The sequence below is a fragment of the Microbacterium sp. 4NA327F11 genome (assembly GCF_005503465.1).
In the GTDB taxonomy this organism is placed as follows: Bacteria; Actinomycetota; Actinomycetes; order Actinomycetales; family Microbacteriaceae; genus Microbacterium; species Microbacterium ginsengisoli.
Map to the genome: position 1 here is coordinate 1 of NZ_SCOB01000030.1, position 19,236 is coordinate 19,236.

19 protein-coding genes and 1 pseudogene are annotated in these 19,236 nt (G+C 67.3%); 12 read left to right on the top strand and 8 right to left on the bottom strand.

Going from position 1 to position 19,236, the window contains the following annotated elements; all coding sequences use genetic code 11:
* Nucleotides 1–184 precede the first annotated feature (184 nt).
* A complete protein-coding gene (locus FFS51_RS13470) occupies nt 185–1,171 on the bottom strand; it encodes a DNA-processing protein DprA (protein WP_137878644.1) in 987 nt (328 codons plus the stop codon).
* A 213-nt stretch (nt 1,172–1,384) separates the two neighbouring features.
* On the opposite strand from FFS51_RS13470, the gene FFS51_RS13475 reads away from it, so the two are divergent.
* Together FFS51_RS13475 and FFS51_RS13480 are read left to right on the top strand one after the other, a co-directional pair.
* On the top strand, nt 1,385–1,750 hold the full coding sequence (locus FFS51_RS13475; protein ID WP_137878645.1) for a sulfate permease: 366 nt from the start codon (nt 1,385–1,387) through the stop codon (nt 1,748–1,750).
* 296 nt (nt 1,751–2,046) lie between these two features.
* Nucleotides 2,047–2,955: a DNA adenine methylase gene (locus FFS51_RS13480; RefSeq protein ID WP_137878646.1), complete on the top strand. Its 909-nt coding sequence runs from the start codon at nt 2,047–2,049 to the stop codon at nt 2,953–2,955.
* On the opposite strand, the gene FFS51_RS13485 is transcribed toward FFS51_RS13480, so the two are convergent.
* On the bottom strand, nt 2,906–4,429 hold the full coding sequence (locus FFS51_RS13485; protein WP_137878647.1) for a hypothetical protein: 1,524 nt from the start codon (nt 4,427–4,429) through the stop codon (nt 2,906–2,908). The two genes, FFS51_RS13480 and FFS51_RS13485, sit on opposite strands and share 50 nt — an antisense overlap.
* A gap of 567 nt (nt 4,430–4,996) precedes the next feature.
* Here FFS51_RS13485 and FFS51_RS13490 point away from each other — a divergent pair.
* The 3 genes from FFS51_RS13490 (at nt 4,997) to FFS51_RS13500 (ending at nt 9,392) form a co-directional block, all read left to right on the top strand.
* On the top strand, nt 4,997–7,855 hold the full coding sequence (locus tag FFS51_RS13490) for a TrlF family AAA-like ATPase (protein WP_137878648.1): 2,859 nt from the start codon (nt 4,997–4,999) through the stop codon (nt 7,853–7,855).
* Between the two features lie 3 nt (nt 7,856–7,858).
* Nucleotides 7,859–8,332: a hypothetical protein gene (locus FFS51_RS13495; protein ID WP_137878649.1), complete on the top strand. Its 474-nt coding sequence runs from the start codon at nt 7,859–7,861 to the stop codon at nt 8,330–8,332.
* Nucleotides 8,333–8,960: 628 nt separating this feature from the next.
* Nucleotides 8,961–9,392: a hypothetical protein gene (locus FFS51_RS13500; RefSeq protein WP_137878650.1), complete on the top strand. Its 432-nt coding sequence runs from the start codon at nt 8,961–8,963 to the stop codon at nt 9,390–9,392.
* A 418-nt stretch (nt 9,393–9,810) separates the two neighbouring features.
* Here the strand turns inward: FFS51_RS13500 and FFS51_RS13505 are convergent, their stop codons facing one another.
* From FFS51_RS13505 to FFS51_RS13520, 4 genes are all read right to left on the bottom strand, one after another.
* On the bottom strand, nt 9,811–10,107 hold the full coding sequence (locus tag FFS51_RS13505) for a YciI family protein (RefSeq protein ID WP_137878651.1): 297 nt from the start codon (nt 10,105–10,107) through the stop codon (nt 9,811–9,813).
* 70 nt (nt 10,108–10,177) lie between these two features.
* Complete coding sequence (locus FFS51_RS13510) at nt 10,178–10,582, bottom strand: DUF1003 domain-containing protein (RefSeq protein ID WP_249352734.1); 405 nt, start codon at nt 10,580–10,582, stop codon at nt 10,178–10,180.
* A 54-nt stretch (nt 10,583–10,636) separates the two neighbouring features.
* Nucleotides 10,637–11,314 carry a PhzF family phenazine biosynthesis protein gene (locus FFS51_RS13515; protein ID WP_137878652.1) on the bottom strand — a complete coding sequence of 226 codons (678 nt, stop codon included), beginning with the start codon at nt 11,312–11,314 and terminating at the stop codon, nt 10,637–10,639.
* A gap of 71 nt (nt 11,315–11,385) precedes the next feature.
* Complete coding sequence (locus tag FFS51_RS13520; RefSeq protein ID WP_137878653.1) at nt 11,386–12,066, bottom strand: GntR family transcriptional regulator; 681 nt, start codon at nt 12,064–12,066, stop codon at nt 11,386–11,388.
* 69 nt (nt 12,067–12,135) lie between these two features.
* Here FFS51_RS13520 and FFS51_RS13525 point away from each other — a divergent pair, with 69 nt between their 5' ends.
* Nucleotides 12,136–13,314 (top strand): MFS transporter, encoded by a 1,179-nt coding sequence (locus FFS51_RS13525; RefSeq protein ID WP_212742826.1) that lies wholly within the window; start codon nt 12,136–12,138, stop codon nt 13,312–13,314.
* Nucleotides 13,315–13,339: 25 nt separating this feature from the next.
* Here the strand turns inward: FFS51_RS13525 and FFS51_RS13530 are convergent, their stop codons facing one another.
* Together FFS51_RS13530 and FFS51_RS13535 are read right to left on the bottom strand one after the other, a co-directional pair.
* Nucleotides 13,340–13,600, bottom strand: coding sequence for a DUF4287 domain-containing protein (locus FFS51_RS13530; RefSeq protein ID WP_137878654.1), 261 nt, complete (start codon nt 13,598–13,600; stop codon nt 13,340–13,342).
* A gap of 17 nt (nt 13,601–13,617) precedes the next feature.
* Complete coding sequence (locus FFS51_RS13535; RefSeq protein ID WP_137878655.1) at nt 13,618–14,433, bottom strand: shikimate 5-dehydrogenase; 816 nt, start codon at nt 14,431–14,433, stop codon at nt 13,618–13,620.
* Between the two features lie 39 nt (nt 14,434–14,472).
* On the opposite strand from FFS51_RS13535, the gene FFS51_RS13540 reads away from it, so the two are divergent.
* The 6 genes and pseudogenes from FFS51_RS13540 to FFS51_RS13565 form a co-directional block, all read left to right on the top strand.
* Nucleotides 14,473–15,273: a glycosyltransferase family A protein gene (locus FFS51_RS13540; RefSeq protein WP_137878656.1), complete on the top strand. Its 801-nt coding sequence runs from the start codon at nt 14,473–14,475 to the stop codon at nt 15,271–15,273.
* A gap of 9 nt (nt 15,274–15,282) precedes the next feature.
* On the top strand, nt 15,283–15,579 hold the full coding sequence (locus FFS51_RS13545) for a DUF1905 domain-containing protein (RefSeq protein WP_137878657.1): 297 nt from the start codon (nt 15,283–15,285) through the stop codon (nt 15,577–15,579).
* A gap of 73 nt (nt 15,580–15,652) precedes the next feature.
* Nucleotides 15,653–17,314, top strand: coding sequence for a cellulase family glycosylhydrolase (locus tag FFS51_RS13550; RefSeq protein WP_171006200.1), 1,662 nt, complete (start codon nt 15,653–15,655; stop codon nt 17,312–17,314).
* 33 nt (nt 17,315–17,347) lie between these two features.
* Nucleotides 17,348–18,391: a YihY/virulence factor BrkB family protein gene (locus FFS51_RS13555; protein ID WP_137878658.1), complete on the top strand. Its 1,044-nt coding sequence runs from the start codon at nt 17,348–17,350 to the stop codon at nt 18,389–18,391.
* Nucleotides 18,392–18,400: 9 nt separating this feature from the next.
* Entirely contained in the window at nt 18,401–18,625 is a 225-nt protein-coding gene (locus FFS51_RS13560; protein ID WP_045247207.1) for a hypothetical protein, read from the top strand.
* Nucleotides 18,622–19,113 (top strand): annotated as a pseudogene (locus FFS51_RS13565) (CYTH domain-containing protein); the annotation flags it as partial. The gene FFS51_RS13560 and the pseudogene FFS51_RS13565, both read left to right, overlap by 4 nt.
* Nucleotides 19,114–19,236: the final 123 nt, after the last annotated feature.

Here is a 19,236-nt window from a genome sequence, read left to right on the forward strand (position 1 = left end):
GCTCAACACGATCCGCGTCTTCTTCTCCACCGGGATCACTGGTGGTCTTCCCATGTCGGACTCTCCGTTCAGGACTCAACTAACAGCCCTGCCACTAAGTCTGACGCGCGACACCCACATCGACCCGCCGCCACGACGGGGCCACTTCAAACCGTCACCCCGGGGCCAAATCAGGTTGACAAAGTCACCCCGGCCCGGAACGGTCGATCCGGTGTCCGCGCCCGAACCCTGAACGGTTCATTACGTCGTGAACGACCGTGTCGGCCTCGAGAAGGGCGATGACGTCGCTGGCCTGAGTGACGACGGACGCGAGCCCTTGCTTGATGAGTTCATTCGGACCGGCGCTGGCAACGCTTGTCACAGGCCCGGGCACTGCCCCGACAGCCCGCCCGAGACTCCGGGCATCGCGGACCGTCGTGAACGAGCCAGAGCGCACCCCGGCTTCAGGTATGACGACGGCGCCGGAGAGCGCCGCCATCAGCCGGTTGCGAGCCTCAAATCTGTGCTTGGTCGGCGCGGTTCCAGGAGGCAACTCGCTCACCAACAGGCCGGCATCCCCGACCCGGTCCAAGAGGTCACCGTGCCCAGCCGGGTACCGTCGATCCAGGCCGGCCGCGAGCACCGCGATCGGCTGGCCCGCTGCGGCGAGGACAGCACGGTGCGCAGCACCTTCGATGCCGTAAGCGCCGCCTGCGACAACCACCCGCTGCTCATCGGCGAGGCCCGTCGCCAGCTCGCGCGTGACATGTTCCCCGTAACCGCTCGCCGCCCGAGCACCGGTGATCGAAACCCGATCACTCAACGCAGCCGTCAGGAATGAAGACGCACCCTTCGTCCACAGCACGTAGGGGACGCGATCGCCCAGGTCGTCCATCCCGGCGGGCCACCCCCGGTCCGCCGGGATCAGCGTGTCGAATCCCTGCTGCTGCGCCCCGACGGCGCGATCCAACAGATCAGGTGCGATCCGCGCTCGTAGACGCTCACGCCACAGGAGCACATCCGCGCGGGGAAGTCCAGTCACGTCGCGGTCGGACTCGGCGAGGCCCAGTGCTGCAACGCCACCGTAACGCGCCAGGATGTAGCCCGTGATCGGGTCGTCCGGCTCGGCGATCATCGACAGCACGATTCGCGCCATCCGCTCGCCCTGCACTTGCTCTTCCAACGTCGCCATGATCGGTGTCCCTTCCGCCTTGAGCCACCGATGAGGTGCGCGCCCGCGACGGCACGGACGGGGGTTCCGCTCGTCGCGGCCCAGACGTATCGTTGAAGTGGAGGCAGGTTCTCAACTCTGCGGGTCCCTTGGGACGGCCCTTCGTGGGCACTCATTCATAGCTGCCTCCGCGACGCGAGGTCGTCGCGCTATGACGATGACGAGAGGCCCGCCATGCTTCGCCTGTTCCTGGCCCTGAGCGCACGCGTCTACGGCTTGCTCCGCTACGCACCCACCAACCTTCTCCTCGACGCGATCCGCACCCGACGTGGCTTGAAGTGGGGCGTCCCGGCGATGCTCCTGGCTCTGCCGTACCTCTACGCAGCCGCGATCTGCACCATGATCATCAAGGACGGCGGGCCGGGATGGCTCCACCTGCTGGTTCTGTTGTTCGTGTGGAACGCTCTCAAGTTCCTCTGGATGGGTCCCACCAGTCTTCTTTCGCTACTTCGCGTTCGCGCGACAGAACTTGCACGCTCTAACGCTGCGGGCGCGATTGGCCAAGACGCGCGCCCGCCCGCGAATGTCAGTGCCCGCTGAAGCGCTCGCGCCAGTCGCCGTCTGAAGCGTCCTCGCCGAATCCGGCCGGGCGCTCGGCGCGTCTGCTACCCCAAAACAGTTGTTACGGTTAATATCCGTTACATGATTGACGTCGCAAGCATGAGCGATGAGGGGCTCACCGATCTTGATCGCGTGCTACGCCACGAACGACTACTCCGCCGCAAGGCATGGCACGATTGCGATCGATGCGGGACCACCTTCCTCGGGCGGGGTGACGCTCGGTTTTGCTCGCCGCGATGCCGGGTCGCAGCTCATCGCGCGGGAAAGGGGTCGAAATGAATGACAGACTGCGTGTTCTCGCTTCGCGTCGTTACGGCACGCTCTCGCCGCTCCGATACCCCGGGGGTAAGGCTGCGCTCGCCGGCCTCTTCGGCGACATCATCCAAGGGCTCGGGATCGAGCGTGCCCGCTACATCGAGCCGTACGCCGGCGGCGTCGGCGCGGGCATCGCGCTCCTGAGGGAGGGCATCGTTGAGGACCTTGTGATCAATGACATCGACCCCGCTGTGCACGCGTTCTGGAAATCCGCGGTCGAGAACAACAAGCGGCTCGTGGCACTCGTGGAGTCGACCCCGCTCACGATCGAGGAGTGGCAAAGGCAACGCGAGATCTACAGGTCGCACGACGAAAGCGATCTCCTGCGCCTTGGCTTTGCGTTCTTCTACCTCAACCGGACAAACCGCTCTGGGATTCTGAATGCCGGCGTCATCGGTGGACAGCGCCAGGACGGAAACTACAAGATTGACGCTCGCTTCAACCGCGCCACACTCGTCGAGCGTCTGACCGCGATCGGTGATCTCGCCGCTCGCATCACGGTCTCCGACCTAGATGGCAGAACGGTGATCCAACGGTACGCCAAAGACAATCAAGCGTTCATGTACATCGATCCGCCGTACGTTCAGGCTGGGTCGCAGCTGTATCTGAACGCCTTCGACGGACGTGACCACAAGGCGCTTGCCGCGATCGTCAATACGGTCGACGCTGCTCACTGGCTCATGACGTACGACACCGCGCCACTGATCGAGAACTTGTATCGAGAGCAGTTCCAGTGCCGTCTAGAACTGACTTACTCCGCGCGATACCCCGGACAGGCTGAGGAGCTTCTTGTTGCCTCGCCATCGGTCGCCCGGATCGTTACGGCGTTGCAGGACCAGTCTGCGTCGGCGGGTGCAGCAAGCGCCTGAGGAGCGGACTCACGACCTTCCATGCCTGTCGGACGTCGTCGGCGTTCGCTGAGGCATCCGCACTGTGCGCCAGCAGGTTGAACCACTGGATCGAGCCATGCCGATGCGCGTTGCCTGATTGGATCGCAGCGATCGTCGACTTGAGCGACTTATCTTGACCGTAGGAGGTCGCGACCTGCTTGAACACGGCGCTCAGCTCGCCCGTCACCGGAGTAGACGAGCCTTCAAAGTGCACCTTGATCGTTGCTTCCAGGACCGAGCGCATGAGGATCGCCGCTGAGATCGACAGGTTCCCGAGACCAATCTTGCGCAGCTCGAAGTACCGCAGCTTCAAGTTGAGCGGTGCGCTTTCGTATTCGAGCCCCGAGAGGTCCAGCGTGTCCTTTGTATCGGGGTGATTTGGGCCGCGGCTACCTGGTCCCCCTGCCGTGCCGGTCTCGGGACCTTGAGGTTGCGCGCCGCCGCCGGAGCTTTGACCGCCCTTTGTCGACGTTGCAGTACCACCGCTCCCGGGTTGAACCGGGCCTGTCGGCGTGGGAGCGGTCGGAGCTGGTGGGGTCGTGGCGGGTATCGAGACGACGCCGTTGAGGCGATCTACAAAAGGTTGGTGATCGGCACTGCGCTTCTTGAACTCGGGCGAGCGTGTGTTGAGCCTGCCCGCTCGGAACTCTCCAACAAGGTACTCGAGAGCGATGAGCCTCTTCTTCGGAAGCTTCGCGGCAATCTTCTCAGGGGTCGATGGTCGCGGCAGCAGCATCCCATCCTTGTCGAACTCCACGCCGATTGCGGAGGCGATGTCCTTGTTGCGATACGCGTACTCAAACGCGGACATCGCGAGGTCGTCGCTAGCTGCGTAGTCGCGCAGGCTGTGGTCGCTGAATGGAGCTGCGGACAGGAATCTCCGCATGACGGCCATTTTCATGAACCGCGCGACTTCCACGTCGGGATACTGCGCCTTAACGTCTTCGACTGTGGTCTGATCGTCCACCAGTGAGTAGTAGAACGTGGCCTGCTGGTCGCGACTCCAGCGCCGCTTCGATATCCCGGTGTGGAGCCGCGCGACATGCGGCGCCGCGGTCGCTCGATCGGGCGCGACGAGAACGCGAATGCGTTGCGGGAGGTTGTCTGCTTCGACCGCATATCGTTTCAGAAGCGCTCGGAGCTGCGCCTCGTGGCCGGGAACGATGGTCGGGTCCTGCAGCGCCTTGAGTGCACTGACCCGTCGATTGCCTTCAAGGACCGTGTATCGGTCAAGTTTTCCGGAGGGTGTGGCCGAGATCACTATGGGAACTTCGTTGTCGAAGTAGCCCTCTCGGATGATCAAGCGAGCGGCACCAAGGACGTCCTCTGATGCAAACAGATACTTCAGCGCGCCCGCTTCATCATCCCGTCGGGTCGGGATGCGATAGTTCTCCAGGTCGAGCAACAGCCCATCCAGGTCCACTTCGACCATCGGCAGCTGTTCGTATGCCATGTCCAGCCCTTCGCTGCGTTGACCCGTTCGACGTGCGCTCAATGCCGATCGGGCGAGAGCTGTCCTTCGGTGCCACCGTAGCGGCGGAGACAGTGGATTCTGCCCAGACACGTCGCGCCCCCCACATACTGCCGGAGCTCTTGCTGCCGTCTTATGGCAGCTCGCCCGACTCCATCTCCGGTCCGAAGCCGGGACGCGCCGATATCGTGATAGTGCCGGGTCGGTGCGCCACTAGTCCGCGCATCGACTCGCGAAGGAGACGTCACCGCTATGGCCAAATCACTACTCGAGCAACGGCCCAACACCTTCACTGGGGGCACGTGGCAGGCTACGCAGGGCCTTGAGCAGTCGGCAGGCCGAGACCATGCCAGCCCGCAGACCCTTGGGTTCCCCGACTCTGCGCGCCTGCATCATTCATGCACCGCGCGACAGGGGAAGCTGCGGTGACCTCGACGGCAGATCCTCGCGGTTCTACCTGGAGACGGTGGGATCCGCACATTCATGCGCCTGGAACGGCCCTGAAACAATCAGTTCGGCGCCAACGCTTGGGACTCGTACCTCGCTGCCGTGGAGCAGTCGGAGCCACGCATTGAAGCACTCGGCGTCACCGACTACTACAGCATCGACGACTATGAGGTCATCCTCAGCCACAAGGCCGCCGGCCGGCTGCCTGATGTCGGACTGATCTTCGCCAACGTCGAGTTGCGGCTTCCGATCGCAACCGACCGCGACCGTCCGGTCAATATTCACCTGCTGATATCTCCCGAGGCCACCGACCACGTCGACCAGGCTCGACGGTTCTTGCGCACGCTGAAGTTCGAATCCGGGGGCGAATCATACGCATGTGACCGCGACGATCTCATTCGGCTCGGCAAGGCGCACGACCCCTCGATCACTGATGACGGTGCGGCCCTCCGCGCGGGCACAAATCAGTTCAAGGTCAGCATCACCAACCTCAAGGACTCCTTCGCCAAGAGCGCCTGGGCACAGGACAACATTCTGGTGGCCGTCGCTGCGGGAAACAATGACGGTACCTCGGGCGTCCGCGATACCGGCGGGTCGCTCGAAGCCACACGCCAGGAGATCGAGCGCTTTGCGCACATCATCTTCGCTGGTGCACCGAAACAACGAGTGTTTTGGCTCGGCGATGGAGCGCTCAGCCGCGTCGAACTCGCGTCGAAGCTCGACGGACCGAAGCCCTGCCTGCATGGAAGCGACGCACACAGCCTGGCCAAAGTCGGCAAGCCGGACAACGATCGCTTCACCTGGATCAAAGGTGACGCCACCTTCGAGACGCTCCGCCAGGCGTGTCTTGAGCCCCGCGAGCGTGCCGTCGTTGCGACGAACCCGCCAACAGGCGCCTTGCCCCACCGTGTGATCAACGAGATCACAGTCTCTGGTGCTCCGTGGTTCGTCAACCGCTCTATACCACTGTCGTCGGGACTCGTTGCCATCATTGGTGCCCGCGGCTCTGGCAAGACGGCGCTCGCCGACGTCGTCGCCGCCGGCGCCGGCGCGGCGAGTAACGACCCGACCGAAAAGACCTTCCTCCAGCGCGCTCGACCTCACATCGGCGGTTCGTCAGTTGCACTCACCTGGGCCGACGGCACCTCGGCAACCACCAGCTTGCCACCCGCCGTCGACCCGGACGTCGTACCTGGAGTGCAATATCTTTCGCAGCAGTTCGTGGAGCGCCTTTGCTCCGCAGAAGGGATCACAGACGACCTGCTCGCCGAAATCGAGCGAGTGATCTTTGAAGCCCATGCCTACGAGCATCGTCTCGGGACATCGTCATTCCGTGAGCTGCTTGACATCCGCGCAAGCCATGGACGCAACCTGCGTGCACACGCGAAGCAGGAGATCGCAAGCCTTTCCGATCAGATTGAGAATGAGCGATCGGCACGGGCTCAGCTCCCGGCGCTCACTGCAGAGCAGGGCCGCCTGACCAAGTTGCTCGATGAGGACAAGAAGGCCCGCACGGCACTAGTCGTCACCGGCGGCGAGGACCGCTCCAAACGCCTCGAAGCGGTCAACGCTGAGCTGGGCGCACGCCAGGGCGCGGTCGATACCGCTCGGCGTCGTGAGCAGTCACTCGTCGAACTCGAGGCGGCTGTCGCGGATTTGTCTGTTCGGCGACTTCCCGCGCTCATCGCTGATCTCGAGCGCGCTCATGCAGGCGCGGGTCTCACGGCGACCGACTGGCAGGCCTTCGAGCTGAAGTTTGTCGGCGACCCGACGGATGTCGTCGCCAAGCATCTTGTCGCTGTGCGTCAGCAGATCGCCGCGTTGACTGGCACGGCCATTGCGAAGCCGACGACGCCTGCGGCGGAGTGGCAGCCCTTCATCGCAGAGGACGGAGATCTCACGAAGGCACCCCTCAGCTCGCTCAAGGCAGAAGGGTTCCGGCTCGGCCAGCTCATCGGACTCGACGACGCTAAGCAGAAGCAACTCTCGGCGCTCAACGACAAGATCACGAAGAACGAGGCCGCGCTCACCGCCGCCAACGCGGCATCAACCAACGCCGCCGGTGCGCAGGCCAGGATCACAGTGCTGGCGGAGAACCGAAAGGCTTCATACGCCTCGCTATTCGATGGCTTCGCTTCCGAGCAGGCGGAACTGGCAAAGATGTACGAGCCGCTCTCGACCATGCTGTTGGCGCAACTTGGCACGCTTGGGAAGCTCAGCTTCAGCGTTCGCCGAGTCGTCGATGTCGGGAGTTGGGCAGCCCGCGGTGAGGATTTGATGGATCTGCGCACCGGCACGACCTTCAGAGGACGCGGTGAATTGCTGAAGGTCGCGACCGACACGTTGCTCCCCGCGTGGGAGAGCGGAGCAAGCGCTGAGGTCGCAGACGCTATGGCATCGTTCCGCAACGACCACGACCCGCATATCATCGAGCAGGCCAAGGTTCCGCAGTCAAACCTCCCAGCTTTCCGCGCGTGGGCGAATGATGTTGCGGCCTGGTTGAACAGCACCGACCACATCTCGGTCAGGTATGGCATTCAATACGACGGGGTGGACATCGAACAACTGTCCCCAGGAACCCGGGGCATCGTGCTGCTTTTGCTGTACCTCGCCGTCGATCAGTCCGATGATCGTCCGCTGATCATTGACCAACCCGAGGAGAACCTGGACCCGAAGTCGATCTTCGTAGAGCTCGTCGGGCGGTTCGTCGAAACGAGGAATCGCCGTCAGATCATCATCGTGACCCACAACGCGAATCTTGTGGTCAACACCGATGCCGACCAAGTCATCGTTGCAAGCGCGGGAGCGCACGTGCCCGATGGGCTACCGAATCTGTCCTACCTGAGCGGCGGTCTCGAGAACCCGGCTGTGCGAGATGAGGTTTGCGAGATACTCGAGGGCGGCAAGCCAGCCTTCGAGGAGCGCGCGCGGCGACTTCGGATCCGACTGGCGCAGAAGTAGAGGATGTACGTCAAAGGGCTGGCGCCCGGGGGCCATCGGTTCTGGCACGAGGCGCGCCGGACGGCACGTGACGTTCGCGCCGCATTCCTCCAGATGCCCGATGAGCCCTACCGCGGAGCGAAGAGTATCTTTCCACAGGTCTGGTGCGAGTGGGCCTCGATCGCGCTTGCCGAGGTTCTTGCCGCCCGCGGCCTTGGTGAGTGGTCGTTCATCGAGAATAAGCTCCCCGACTCGCTCTCCGGTCATGCGTGGCTGGAGCTGCACGATTACGACGGCAGTCTGTTGTTCACCATTGACATCACGCTGGATCAGTTCGCTGAGTGGGACGACTGGTACATCGGTGCAGGTCCGACGCCTGCCCTCGAGAAGTTCAGTCGCTCGAACTATGTCGGACCGTGGCGCGCCTGGCCGGAGATCGCAAGGAACCAGACCTATGAGGATTACGCAGCGAAGGTCGTCCAGTTCGTCGTTTCGTAGGCGCGATGGCGCGCCGAACGCCGATGGCCGACGGAGCAGAAACGGCAACTTGCGAATTGTTTGACTAGAGCTAGTCAGGAAAGCAGTGCGCGAGGTGCTACCTGCGAGGTGTGGCGACGAGGGGGACCAGAAGGGGACCAGAACCATGCAAACCATGCAATCCATGACGTGCGGTGAGGTCGTTAGCGCCGCAGAATCACGCGGAAATCGAGGCTGAGCGGCGCCTTTGGACGCCTGGGGGTCAAGGGGTCGCAGGTTCAAATCCTGTCATCCCGACGGTCGGAAGCCCTGATGAGACGCGATCTCCATCAGGGCTTCGTCGTTCTCGAGTGGCAATCGGCGGAGTGCTTGCTACGTGCGTTGAGACGCACGTGTCACTCCCTGCGCCCGACGATCGTACGCGCGGCGCGGCGCGCCGCAGCATCCGACATGTGAGTGTCGGTGCACGTCGCCCGGACGCTCCGAGTGAGACCGCCATATACCCGGATGGCGCGCGAATCGAGTCGACGCTCGTGAGTGCTTTTCGTCCCGGTGCGTGCCCGGCGGAATAGTGTGTGACGAACGGATGCCGCGGTCGGGCGTGACGAGCAGGGGGAGTTCTCCGGGCACTCTGCGGGACGGGGGAGCGGTGAACCAGGGTGAGGTGTTCCTTCACGCGCTGATAGGCACGACGGCCGTGCTCGGTGGGACTCTCCTTTTCGTGTGGCGAACCGAGATCAGCCGCGCGATGCGAACGTACGGCGGGGATGAGTCGTCTCGCTTCTTCAGGGGTCCGAAGCCGAACCAGCTGATTCCAACCAGCGCTGGCTTCGTGCTCATCGGCTTGGTCAACGTCGTTATGGCAGGGGCAAGCGGGGGCATCGTCCAGGGCGCCGCGGCGCCCGGAGTTCTCTTTCTGTCCTACGTCGCGCTACTCGGCTCCGCGGGGCTGTTGATTGCGTCTCCGTGGCTCATGCGCACCGCGACCGTGGGGACGAGGACTTCTCTCGGCATAGGTTTCGGGATGCTGAGTTCGACGCTTTGCGCCTTTCTCGTCTCCGTCGGGTTCGCGGGAATATGAGCTCCCGCGCGATTCGGTACGACCGCGCCTTTCCAGGATGCGAGGTCGCTTGCGCACATCGCACCCCTCGGATGGCGCTCCTGAGCGGCGCGTCTTCGCTCACCGCCGCTTAGGCCGCGGAAGCTCAGGACCTCGACGTGCAGCGAGAAGTGTGCGTCGAAAGGAAGTCAGAGCGCACAACGTTATCGCCCGAGCAGCCGTCGAGTGAGCGGCGGGACGTTCGCTCGATGCGCGTCCGACGATGTGCCCCGACTATGTCTCGGACGAGAGGCCCCTTCGTGCGCGCCCGACTGCCGGCCGTTGAAGGTCTGTGCCGCGCGCGTAGGTAGATATCGCAGCTTCCGGCGACGGTTCAGCGTGAGGCCACACCGCGGGGGAAAACGACGCCGCCATTTCGCCGTCAGCGTCCCTCGCCCGGTCAGCGCTCGGGTGCGATCGTCCCGTAAGCGCTCGCATCCCAGTCGAGGATGCGCCATCCGATCACCACGCCCTCGATCAGGAACGGGTCGCCGGCTGTGAACCGCTCCGCGGCCGCGCGGTCGCGGAACACGGCCATCGACCCGTCCGCGACGGGGTCGGCGAACGTGCCGATCAGCAGGAGGTCGCCCGAGGAGGCGAACTCCTGCAGGTAGGCGAGGTGGCGGGGGTACACCTCGCGCGCCCGCGCCATCCCCTCGGCGCTGAGTTTCTCGTAACGGCATACGGCGAGCGGCATGTGCTCTTCCTCTCCACAGCGGCGGCGCGGTGGCGCCACGGTTCAGTATCCGCGCTCCCGCGAGCGTGGATCACGGGAGCGTCAGCCCGCGTTCCTCGCACAGGCGGGTGATGAGGGCGAGCTGACGGCGGTTGAGGTCGATCAGCTCCTCGATCTCGCCTTTCGCGGCGACGTTCGTCTCGAAGTCGTGCTGGGCGAGCGCCGCGGCTATGGCATCCTGTCGCTTCGCGACGATGAGCAGGATCGCCCCCTGCAGCCCGGCGAGCATGCTGAGGAACAGGTTGAGCAGGATGTACGGGTAGGGGTCCCACTGCACGGCCGTCGCGTTGACGATCGCCCACACGATCATGAACGCGATGAAGCCGATGATGAAGCCCCACGATCCCATGCCGTTGCGGAGGCGGTCGGCGGCGCGCTCGCCGCGGGAGAGTCGTTGCGTGGCCTGGTCGTGCCAGTTGGTGATCGGTCGCTGCATGGCGCCGATCCTAGAGATCGATCGGATGCCGCGGCTCGATGTCCGCGGCGGCGATCAGATCTCGACGGCGCTGTCGGGTGCGACGCGGCCCGACAGCGAGACCTCGCCGCCCAGCCAGCGGGTGCGGAGCCTGCAGCCCTCGCCCTGGGTGATGTCGAGGTCGCGCGCCACGAGTCCGGTGAGCCGCACCGCGGCGGCTCCGGTCGCCGGATCCTCCACGATGCCCATGTCGGGCGCGAACATGCGGGATCGCACCGTGCCCGCCGTCTCGTCCGCCCACGCCCACAGATAGTGGTGGCCCTCGGTGAACGTGGCCGGGTCGAGGGCGTCGATCTCGGCCGGCGAGCCGAGCTGCCGGAACGCGAAGTCGGGGGTCCATCCGGGGCGGGCGCGCACGGCGACATCCTCGCCGTCGATGTCGATCACGACGCGACCCGCCGGCACCTCGAGGGCGGCGACCGGGGTTCCCCGGCGGGCGAGCCACCAGGCGGTGCCGACGCTCGGGTGCCCGGCGAAGGGCAGTTCGCGGGCGGGCGTGAAGATGCGCACCTGAGCAGCGTCGGGGGTGATCCCACCGATGAAGACGGTCTCGGAGTAGCCGAGCGCCTCGGCGATGGACTGCTCCCGTCCCTGCGAGGCAGCGCTGCTCATGACGATGCCGAGCGGGTTGCCCGAGCCTCCGCGCGCGTCCGTGAAGACCCGCACGACGTCGACCTGCACTCCGAAGCTCATCCCGCCACGCTACCCGGCGCCGGGGGCGGGGGTCGGCGTCGCTGTCGTCGTCGGTCATACACCGGGCGCTGTCACCCCGCCGCGCTGTCGACGATCGCGAGCGAGCGGATGCCGCGACGCCCGCGTTCCTCGTCGAGCACCGCGAGCAGCCGATCGCGCGTGCCGCGCCCGTGCGCGAGGGTGAGCGCGGCAGCGCGGTCGGCGTCGCGGTGTGCGACGGCGTCGATGATCGCCGCGTGCTCATCGCGGGCGTAGGCACGGGATGCCGCCGAGCGCACCTCGAGCCAGCGCACCCGGGCGAGGCGGGTGATGGTGTCGGCGACGGCGGCGGCGAGGAACGCATTTCCTGATGTCGCCGCGAGGGCGTGGTGGAAGTCGCCGCCGTCGCGCAGGCCCGTCTCGGGGTCGTCGTGGGAGCGGTGGGTGTCGACGAGCTCTCGCAGGGCGGCGAGGTCGGGGTCGGATGCGCGGTCGACGGCGAGGCGCACAGCGGCCACCTCGACGATCTCGCGGTACTCCATCGCCGCGCGTACCTCGGCGATATCGAGGGGCGCGACTGCCCATCCGCGCTCGGTGCGCACGGTGAGGCCTTCGCCGCCGAGGCGCAGGAGTGCGGCGCGGATGGGCGTGCGCGAGACGCCGAGGCGGCTCTCGAGCGCGCGTTCCGACAGCCGCTCGCCGGGGGAGAGGTCGAGGGTCAGGATCGCGATGCGCAGCTGGCGGTAGGCGCGGGCCTCGCCGGGTTCGTCCACCGGTGCTCCCTTCTGGTATACCAAAGCGGTATACCGATCGTCTCACGAGCCCCGAACCGAGGTCAACGCATGACGCGCATCCCTCCCCGCGCCTGGATCATGCTCGCGCTCGGCATCGCCGCGCAGGCCGCCGGCACCCTGCTCGTCTCCGCGCCCGTGTTCCTTATCCCGCTGCTGCACCTCGACCGGGGCCTCCCGCTCGCGCAGGCGGGACTCCTCTCCGCCGCCCCCACCGTCGGCATGGTGCTCACCCTCATCGCCTGGGGTCACCTGGCCGATCGACGAGGGGAGCGGGGCGTCATCGCGGGCGGACTCCTCCTCACCGCACTGCTCGCGCTCGCCGCCGCGGTGACCAGCGACCTCATCGGCCTCGGCGTCGCACTCCTCGCGGGCGGTGCCGCCGCCGCCAGCACGAACGCGGCGAGCGGCCGCGTCGTCGTCGGATGGTTCCCGCGCGACCGACGCGGACTCGCGATGGGCATCCGGCAGATGGCCCAGCCCCTCGGCGTCGCGGCCGCCGCGGCCCTCGTGCCCGCGCTCGCGGGCTCCGCGGGCATCCCGGCGACATTCCTCGTGATCGCCGCAGCCCTCGCGATCATCGCGGCCGCCTGCGCGGCGGGCATCCGCAATCCGCCGCGGGCCGCGGCATCCGGCCCCGAGAGACCCGCCGTGAACCCCTATCGGGCGAGCGGGTTCCTCGCGCGCATCCACGCGGTGTCGCTGCTGCTCGTCGTGCCGCAGTTCGCCGTGTCGACCTTCGGCATGGTGTTCCTCATCTCGGCCCTGGGATGGGGCCAGGATGCCGCGGCCGCCCTCGTCGCGATCTCGCAGTTCGTCGGGGCGCTCGGGCGCATCGTCGTCGGCGTCCTGAGCGACCGGGTCGGCAGCCGCGTGCGCGTGCTGCGAGGAGTGGCCGTCTCGGCCGTCGTCGTCATGCTCGCGCTCGCCATGAGCGGTGCGTTCGCGTGGGCGGCCGTCGGCGGCGTCATCCTCGTGATCGCCGCGGTGGTGACCGTCGCCGACAACGGCCTCGCCTACACCTCGGTCGCGGAGGCGGCGGGCAGCTCGTGGGTCGGCAAGGCGCTCGGCGTGCAGAACACCGGCCAGTTCATCGCGGCGTCCCTCGTCGGGCCGGGCATCGGCGCGCTCATCATGGCAACGGGCTTCGCGGGAGCGTTCGCGCTCGTCGCGCTGGCGCCCCTCATCGCCGTGCCGTTGGTGCCCCGGCGCGACGTGCACCGCGACTGAGTCGGTGCGCGACCGGCGCGCGCCCTCACTCCGGTGCGGAACCCGCGAGCGCGCGCTTCACGTAGCCGACGATCGCGTTCGCATGTCCGTGGCCAAGTCCGTGCTCGCTCTTGAGCAACTCCACCACCTCCATGTGACGGTGGTCGTCGAGCCGATCGGCGACGAGGTCGAGCCAGTGCTGCACGGGCTGCCCGTAGGTCTTCTCGATGCTCGGGAAGTACGAGACCGGACCCTGCAGCTTGACCCCGACCGGCAGCTCCGGCGCGGGAACACGGTGTGCGCTCATCGCCCCATCATCGCGCGTCACTCGGCGCGCGAGAACTCCGACGCGCGCGCCACCTGGTCGGCGGTGAGGGCGACGCCGGTGTACCGCTCGAACTGGCGGGCGGCCTGCAGTGCGATCACCTCGGCACCCGTGATCACCGGCACGCCCGACTCGCGCGCCGAGCGCACGAGCGGCGTCTCCGACGGGAACGCCACGACATCGAAGACGACGGATGCCGCAGCCACCTGCTCGTGCGAGAACGCGAGAGCCGCGGCATCCGGCCCGTTCATGCCGAGCGGCGTGACGTTCACGAGCACGCCGGCGAACGGCTCGGGCGCGGTGTCCGTGAAGCGGTAGTCGTAGGCATCGGCGATCGTGCGTCCCGCGTCGAGGTTGCGGGCGAGCACGGTGACGTCGTCGAACCCGGCACCGCGGAACGCCGCGATCACCGCCTTCCCCATGCCCCCGGAGCCGCGCACGACGACCGGCAGCGCCGGGTCGACGGCGTGGCTCGCGAGAAGCGACGCGACCGCCTCGTAGTCGGTGTTCGACGCCGTCAGCACGCCGTCGTCGTTGACGATCGTGTTCACCGACGCGATCGCCGCTGCGGACTCCTCGACCACGTCGACGAGGGGGATCACCGCCTCCTTATAGGGCATCGACACCGAGCACCCGCGGATGCCGAGCCCTCGCACGCCCTGGATGGCGGCCGTGATGTCGGTGGGGGCGAACGCCTTGTAGACGAAGTTCAGTCCGAGCTCGTCGTAGAGGAAGTTGTGGAACCGCGTGCCGATGTTCGACGGGCGGGCGGAGAGGGAGATGCACAGCGACATGTCTTTGTTGAGGATCGGCACCTGGCCATTCTGCTCTCCGCACGGGACTAGCCTGAACTCGTGCCCCCGCGCATCGTCGTCGTCATCCCGTGCCGCGACGATGCCGACTACCTGGATGCCTGCCTCTCGGCCCTCGACCGTCAGACCCGACGCCCCGACGCGGTGATCGTCGTCGACAATGCCTCCACCGATGCGACCGCGGACGTCGCTCGCGCGCACGGCGCGACGTTGTTGCGGGAGGAGCGTGTCGGCATCTGGCCTGCCGCCGCCCGCGGGTACGACGACGCGGCGGCATCCGCCGACATCATCGCCCGGGTCGATGCCGACTCCCGTCCTCACCCCGACTGGGTCGCCCGCCTCGAACGGGCGTTCGCGGAGGACGAGGCCCTCGGCGTGCTCACCGGGGGCGCCGAGTTCTACGACTGCTCGCGGCTGGTCGCCTACCTCGGATCGCACTGGTACATCGGTGGCGGACGCGTATGGATCGGGCTGTGGCTCGGCATCCCGCTCGTCTTCGGCTCGAACTTCGCCATGCGCGTCGCGGTGTGGGAGCGCGTGCGCGACCGGGTGCGCCGCGCCGACCCCCACGTGCACGATGATCTCGACCTCACGATCCACCTGCACGCCGACGACGGGGTGCGATGGGACCGCACCCTCACGATGCCCGTGTCGGCGAGGCCGCTCGTACACGTCGGCGGGCTCCTCCGCCGGGTGTGGCGGGTCGTCGAGACGTTCGCGGCGAGCTGGCCCGACGGGCGCTTCCGGGCGGCACGGCGCCAGGTGTCGAGCCTCGTAGACCCGCTCTCGTCGCCGTACGCGGACCCGCCCGGCGAGCCCGCGGCCGGCTCCCACCCCGCCTAGGCTGGCCGCATGCAGGTCGAGTTCACCGCCGACATCTGGCGTTGGGAGGCCCGCGCCGAGCTGTGGTGCTTCGTCGCCGTGCCCGATGAGATCAGCGAGGCCCTGCACGAGCTGCCCGGGCCTCGTGCGGGCTTCGGTTCGGTGCCGGTCGAGGTCCGGCTCGCGGCATCCGTCTGGCGCACCTCGATCTTCCCGGAGATCGCGCGGGGCCGCTTCGTCCTGCCGCTGAAGAAGGCCGTGCGGCAGCGGTACGGACTCGGAGTCGGAGACCGGGTGACGGTGAGCATCGAGACGGTCGGGATCTGAACCTGCGCACCGTACACTGATGCCATCGCGCCGTGGGCGCGAATCACCGCCGCCGTATCGTCGAGGGGTCACGATGGCCGTCGCCAGCTCAGAGCGCCGCTTCCGCGCGCGCGTGATCGGCATGCTGGCCGCCGCGGTGGTCGCGCTCACCGTGGGTCTTGTCGCCCCGCTGAGCGCCCAGGCGGCAGCGCCCTCCGGCTGGCTCCACACCTCGGGGTCCAAGATCCTGGCATCGGACAACTCGGTGTACACGATCAAGGCGGTCAACTGGTTCGGGATGGAGACCTCGAACTGCGCTCCGCACGGGTTGTGGTCGATCTCCCTCGACCAGGGCATGCGCGAGATCGCGAGCATGGGCTTCAACACGATCAGACTGCCGTTCTCCAACGAATGCCTCGCGGCATCCTCGACGACGTCCATCAACCAGAATCTCAACCCGACTCTGGTCTCGCTCACCCCGCTCCAGCTGATGGATGTCGTGATCGCGCGCGCCAAGGCCTATGGGCTCCACGTGATCCTCGATCGCCATCGTCCCGACTCCGGTTCCCAATCGGCGCTCTGGTACACGTCGCAGTACAGCGAGCAGAAGTGGATCGCGGACTGGACGATGCTCGCGACCCGATACCGGAACGACCCCACCGTGATCGGCGCCGACCTTCACAACGAGCCGCACGACCCGTCGTGCTGGGGCTGCGGGAACGCCGCCACCGACTGGCAGGCCGCGGCGACCCGCGCAGGCAACGCGGTGCTCGCCGCGAACCCCAACCTGCTGATCATCGTCGAAGGCGTCAGCACGCAGGCCGACGGGTCCACCACGTGGTGGGGCGGGGGTCTCAAGGATGTCGCGAAGAAGCCCGTCGTTCTGACGGTGGCGAACCGCGTCGTCTACTCGTCCCACGACTACCCCGCGTCGGTCTACAACCAGTCCTGGTTCAGTGCGGGGAACTATCCCGCCAACCTGCCCGGCGTCTGGGACGCGAACTGGGGCTACCTTCAGAAGCAGAACATCGCGCCGGTGTTCGTCGGCGAGTTCGGCACTCTGCTGCAGACGACGAGCGACAAGCAGTGGCTCGCGTCGATCGTGTCCTACATCCGCGCGAACGGACTCAGCTACGGGTATTGGTCGTTCAACCCGAACTCCGGTGACACCGGGGGTCTCGTCGCGGATGACTGGACGACCCCGCAGGCCGCCAAGCTCGCGGCGCTCGCGCCCATCCTGAGCCCCGTCACACCGCCGTCCCCGGCACCGCTCTCGCCGTCGGCCTCACCCTCGACGTCGACGTCGCCGCTCCCGACGCCCACCGCGACGCCAGCGCCCTCCCCGAGTGCGACGACGGCCCCGTCATCGCCGCCCGCGGCGAGCCCCGCTCCGTCGCCGACTGCGTCCGCCCCGCCCGTGGCGACGCCGTCGCCATCGGCACCGAAGCCGGTGACATCCGGAACCGTGACGACCGCCTGGCAGCTGCAGAGCGCCTGGCAGGCCGGCTATGTCGCGAACTTCGTCGTGACCGCCTCCAGCGCCGTGCACGGCTGGTCGATCTCGTGGTCCTCGCCGAGTGCCACCCAGATCGTGAGCGCCTGGGGGATGGGGTGCACCCTCGCCGGAACCACGATCACCTGCACCGGTAAGGACTGGGCCGGCCCCCTCAGCGCCGGCCAGAGCGTCTGGGTGGGGCTGCAGGTGGCCGCGACATCCGCGCCGGCCAACCCGGCGCTGACAGTGACCGCGAACTGACCTCGCCGCAGCGGTCATCGCTAGCCTGAGGGCATGCCCGAGACCCCGACCGATGCCTCGCTCATCGGGCGTGTGACGTCCTGGATGCTGCGCCGCACGCTGGTGCGGGCGTTCCTGCTCTACAGCCAGAAGCGCGGGCCGATGCTCGCCGACAGCATCACGTACCGCGCGCTGTTCAGTCTCTTCGCGGCCGTGCTTCTGGGGTTCTCCGTCGCCCTGCTGTGGTTGCGGGGCAACCCTGACGCGCTCGCCGCGCTCGTGCGTGCCGTCGACGCGGCCGTCCCCGGCCTCGTCGGCGACGGCGGCATCGTCTCACTCGATGCGATCCCAGCGCCGACCGGCCTGACGATCGCCAGCATCATCTCGATCGTCGGTCTGATCGGTGCGTCGACCGGCGCCATCGGATCGATGCGCGCCGCCTTCCGTGAGCTCGCCGATGCCGGGCACGACGACACGTTCTTCCTCTGGGTGCAGCTGCGCAACCTCGGCGTCGCCGTGGGGATCGGAGTGCTGCTGATCGTGTCGGCGGCCGCCACGTTCTTCGGCACCGCCGCCGTGGGCCTGGTTCTCGGACTCCTGTCCCTGCAGGACGACGGCGTGGAGGCGGGCGTGATGACCCGGGTCGTCTCGGTCGTGGTCGTCCTGGTCCTCGACGCCGCGATCGTCCTGCTGCTCTTCACCGCACTGATCGGCGTGCCGACCTCGTGGCGCGCCCGCCTGGCGGGCGCAGCCGTCGGCGGTGTCGGTCTCACCGTTCTGCAAGAGCTCTCCGGCCTGTTCGTCGGCGGTGCGGCCGCCAACCCGCTGCTGGCCACCTTCGCGGCGCTCATCGCCCTGCTGCTCTGGATCAACCTGTCTTCGCAGGTCATCCTGATCGCCGCAGCGGTCTGTGTGACCATCGCCGGGCAGCAGAACGACCGGGTGCACGCCCGCCACAGCGCGCGCACGATGGGGCAGTGGCGTCTGCGCATGGCGGAGGCCGCGGCATCCCGTGCAGAGGTCGAGGTGCGTGCCGCCCAGGCGGCGGAGGCCGCGGAACGGGAGCCGAAACCACCCCGCCGCGCCCGCCGAGACTAGGCTGACCGCATGTCCATCGCACGACTCACCGGCGGTCCCCTCGACGGCCAGCTGCTTCCCTTCGACGGCGACGACGACGAGATCATCGCCCCCTACGGCGAAGGCCAGATCGTCTACCGGCGCTCGGGTGATGCCGTCCAGACCGGCGCCGCCGACGGCCCCACCGAGGTGCCTTTCGCGTACGTCGAGGCCACCGAGCCGATCAACCCGGATCCCGACGGCCGCGACGAGTGAGCGCGGAACCCACGCGGTCCCTCGAGGTCGAGCGCAGCTACGACGTCGACGCCGACACCCCGCTTCCCGACCTCACCACGCTCGGCCTCACGGTCGGTCATGCCGAGCCGCGCGACCTCGACGCGCGCTACTTCGACAGCGCCGACGCCGCCCTCGGCCGCGCCGGCGTCGCCGTGCGCCGCCGGACCGGCGGGCCCGACGAAGGCTGGCATGTCAAGATCGCCACGCCCGAGGGAAAGCTCGAGTGGCACTGGCCGCTCGACATCGACAGCGACCCCGATCAGGTGCCCCCCGCGGTCGCCGAATCGGTCGAGCGCTGGTCGGCGGGCCCGTTCGCTCCGCTCGCGCGCATCCGCAACGCCCGCACGGCGTATGCGGTCTCGGATGCCTCGGGCACCCCGGTCGCCGAGCTCGTCGACGACCGCGTGCAGACGGTCGACGAGCGCACCGGACGCGAGCTCGCCTGGCGTGAGTGGGAGGTGGAGCTCACCCCCGAGAGCCCCGTCGTCGTATGGCGATCAGAAGTTGATCATGTGTCCTGCGAGACCGTGGAAGCCCTCCTGCAGCGCCTCCGACAGCGTCGGGTGCGTGTGCACGTTGCGGGCCAGTTC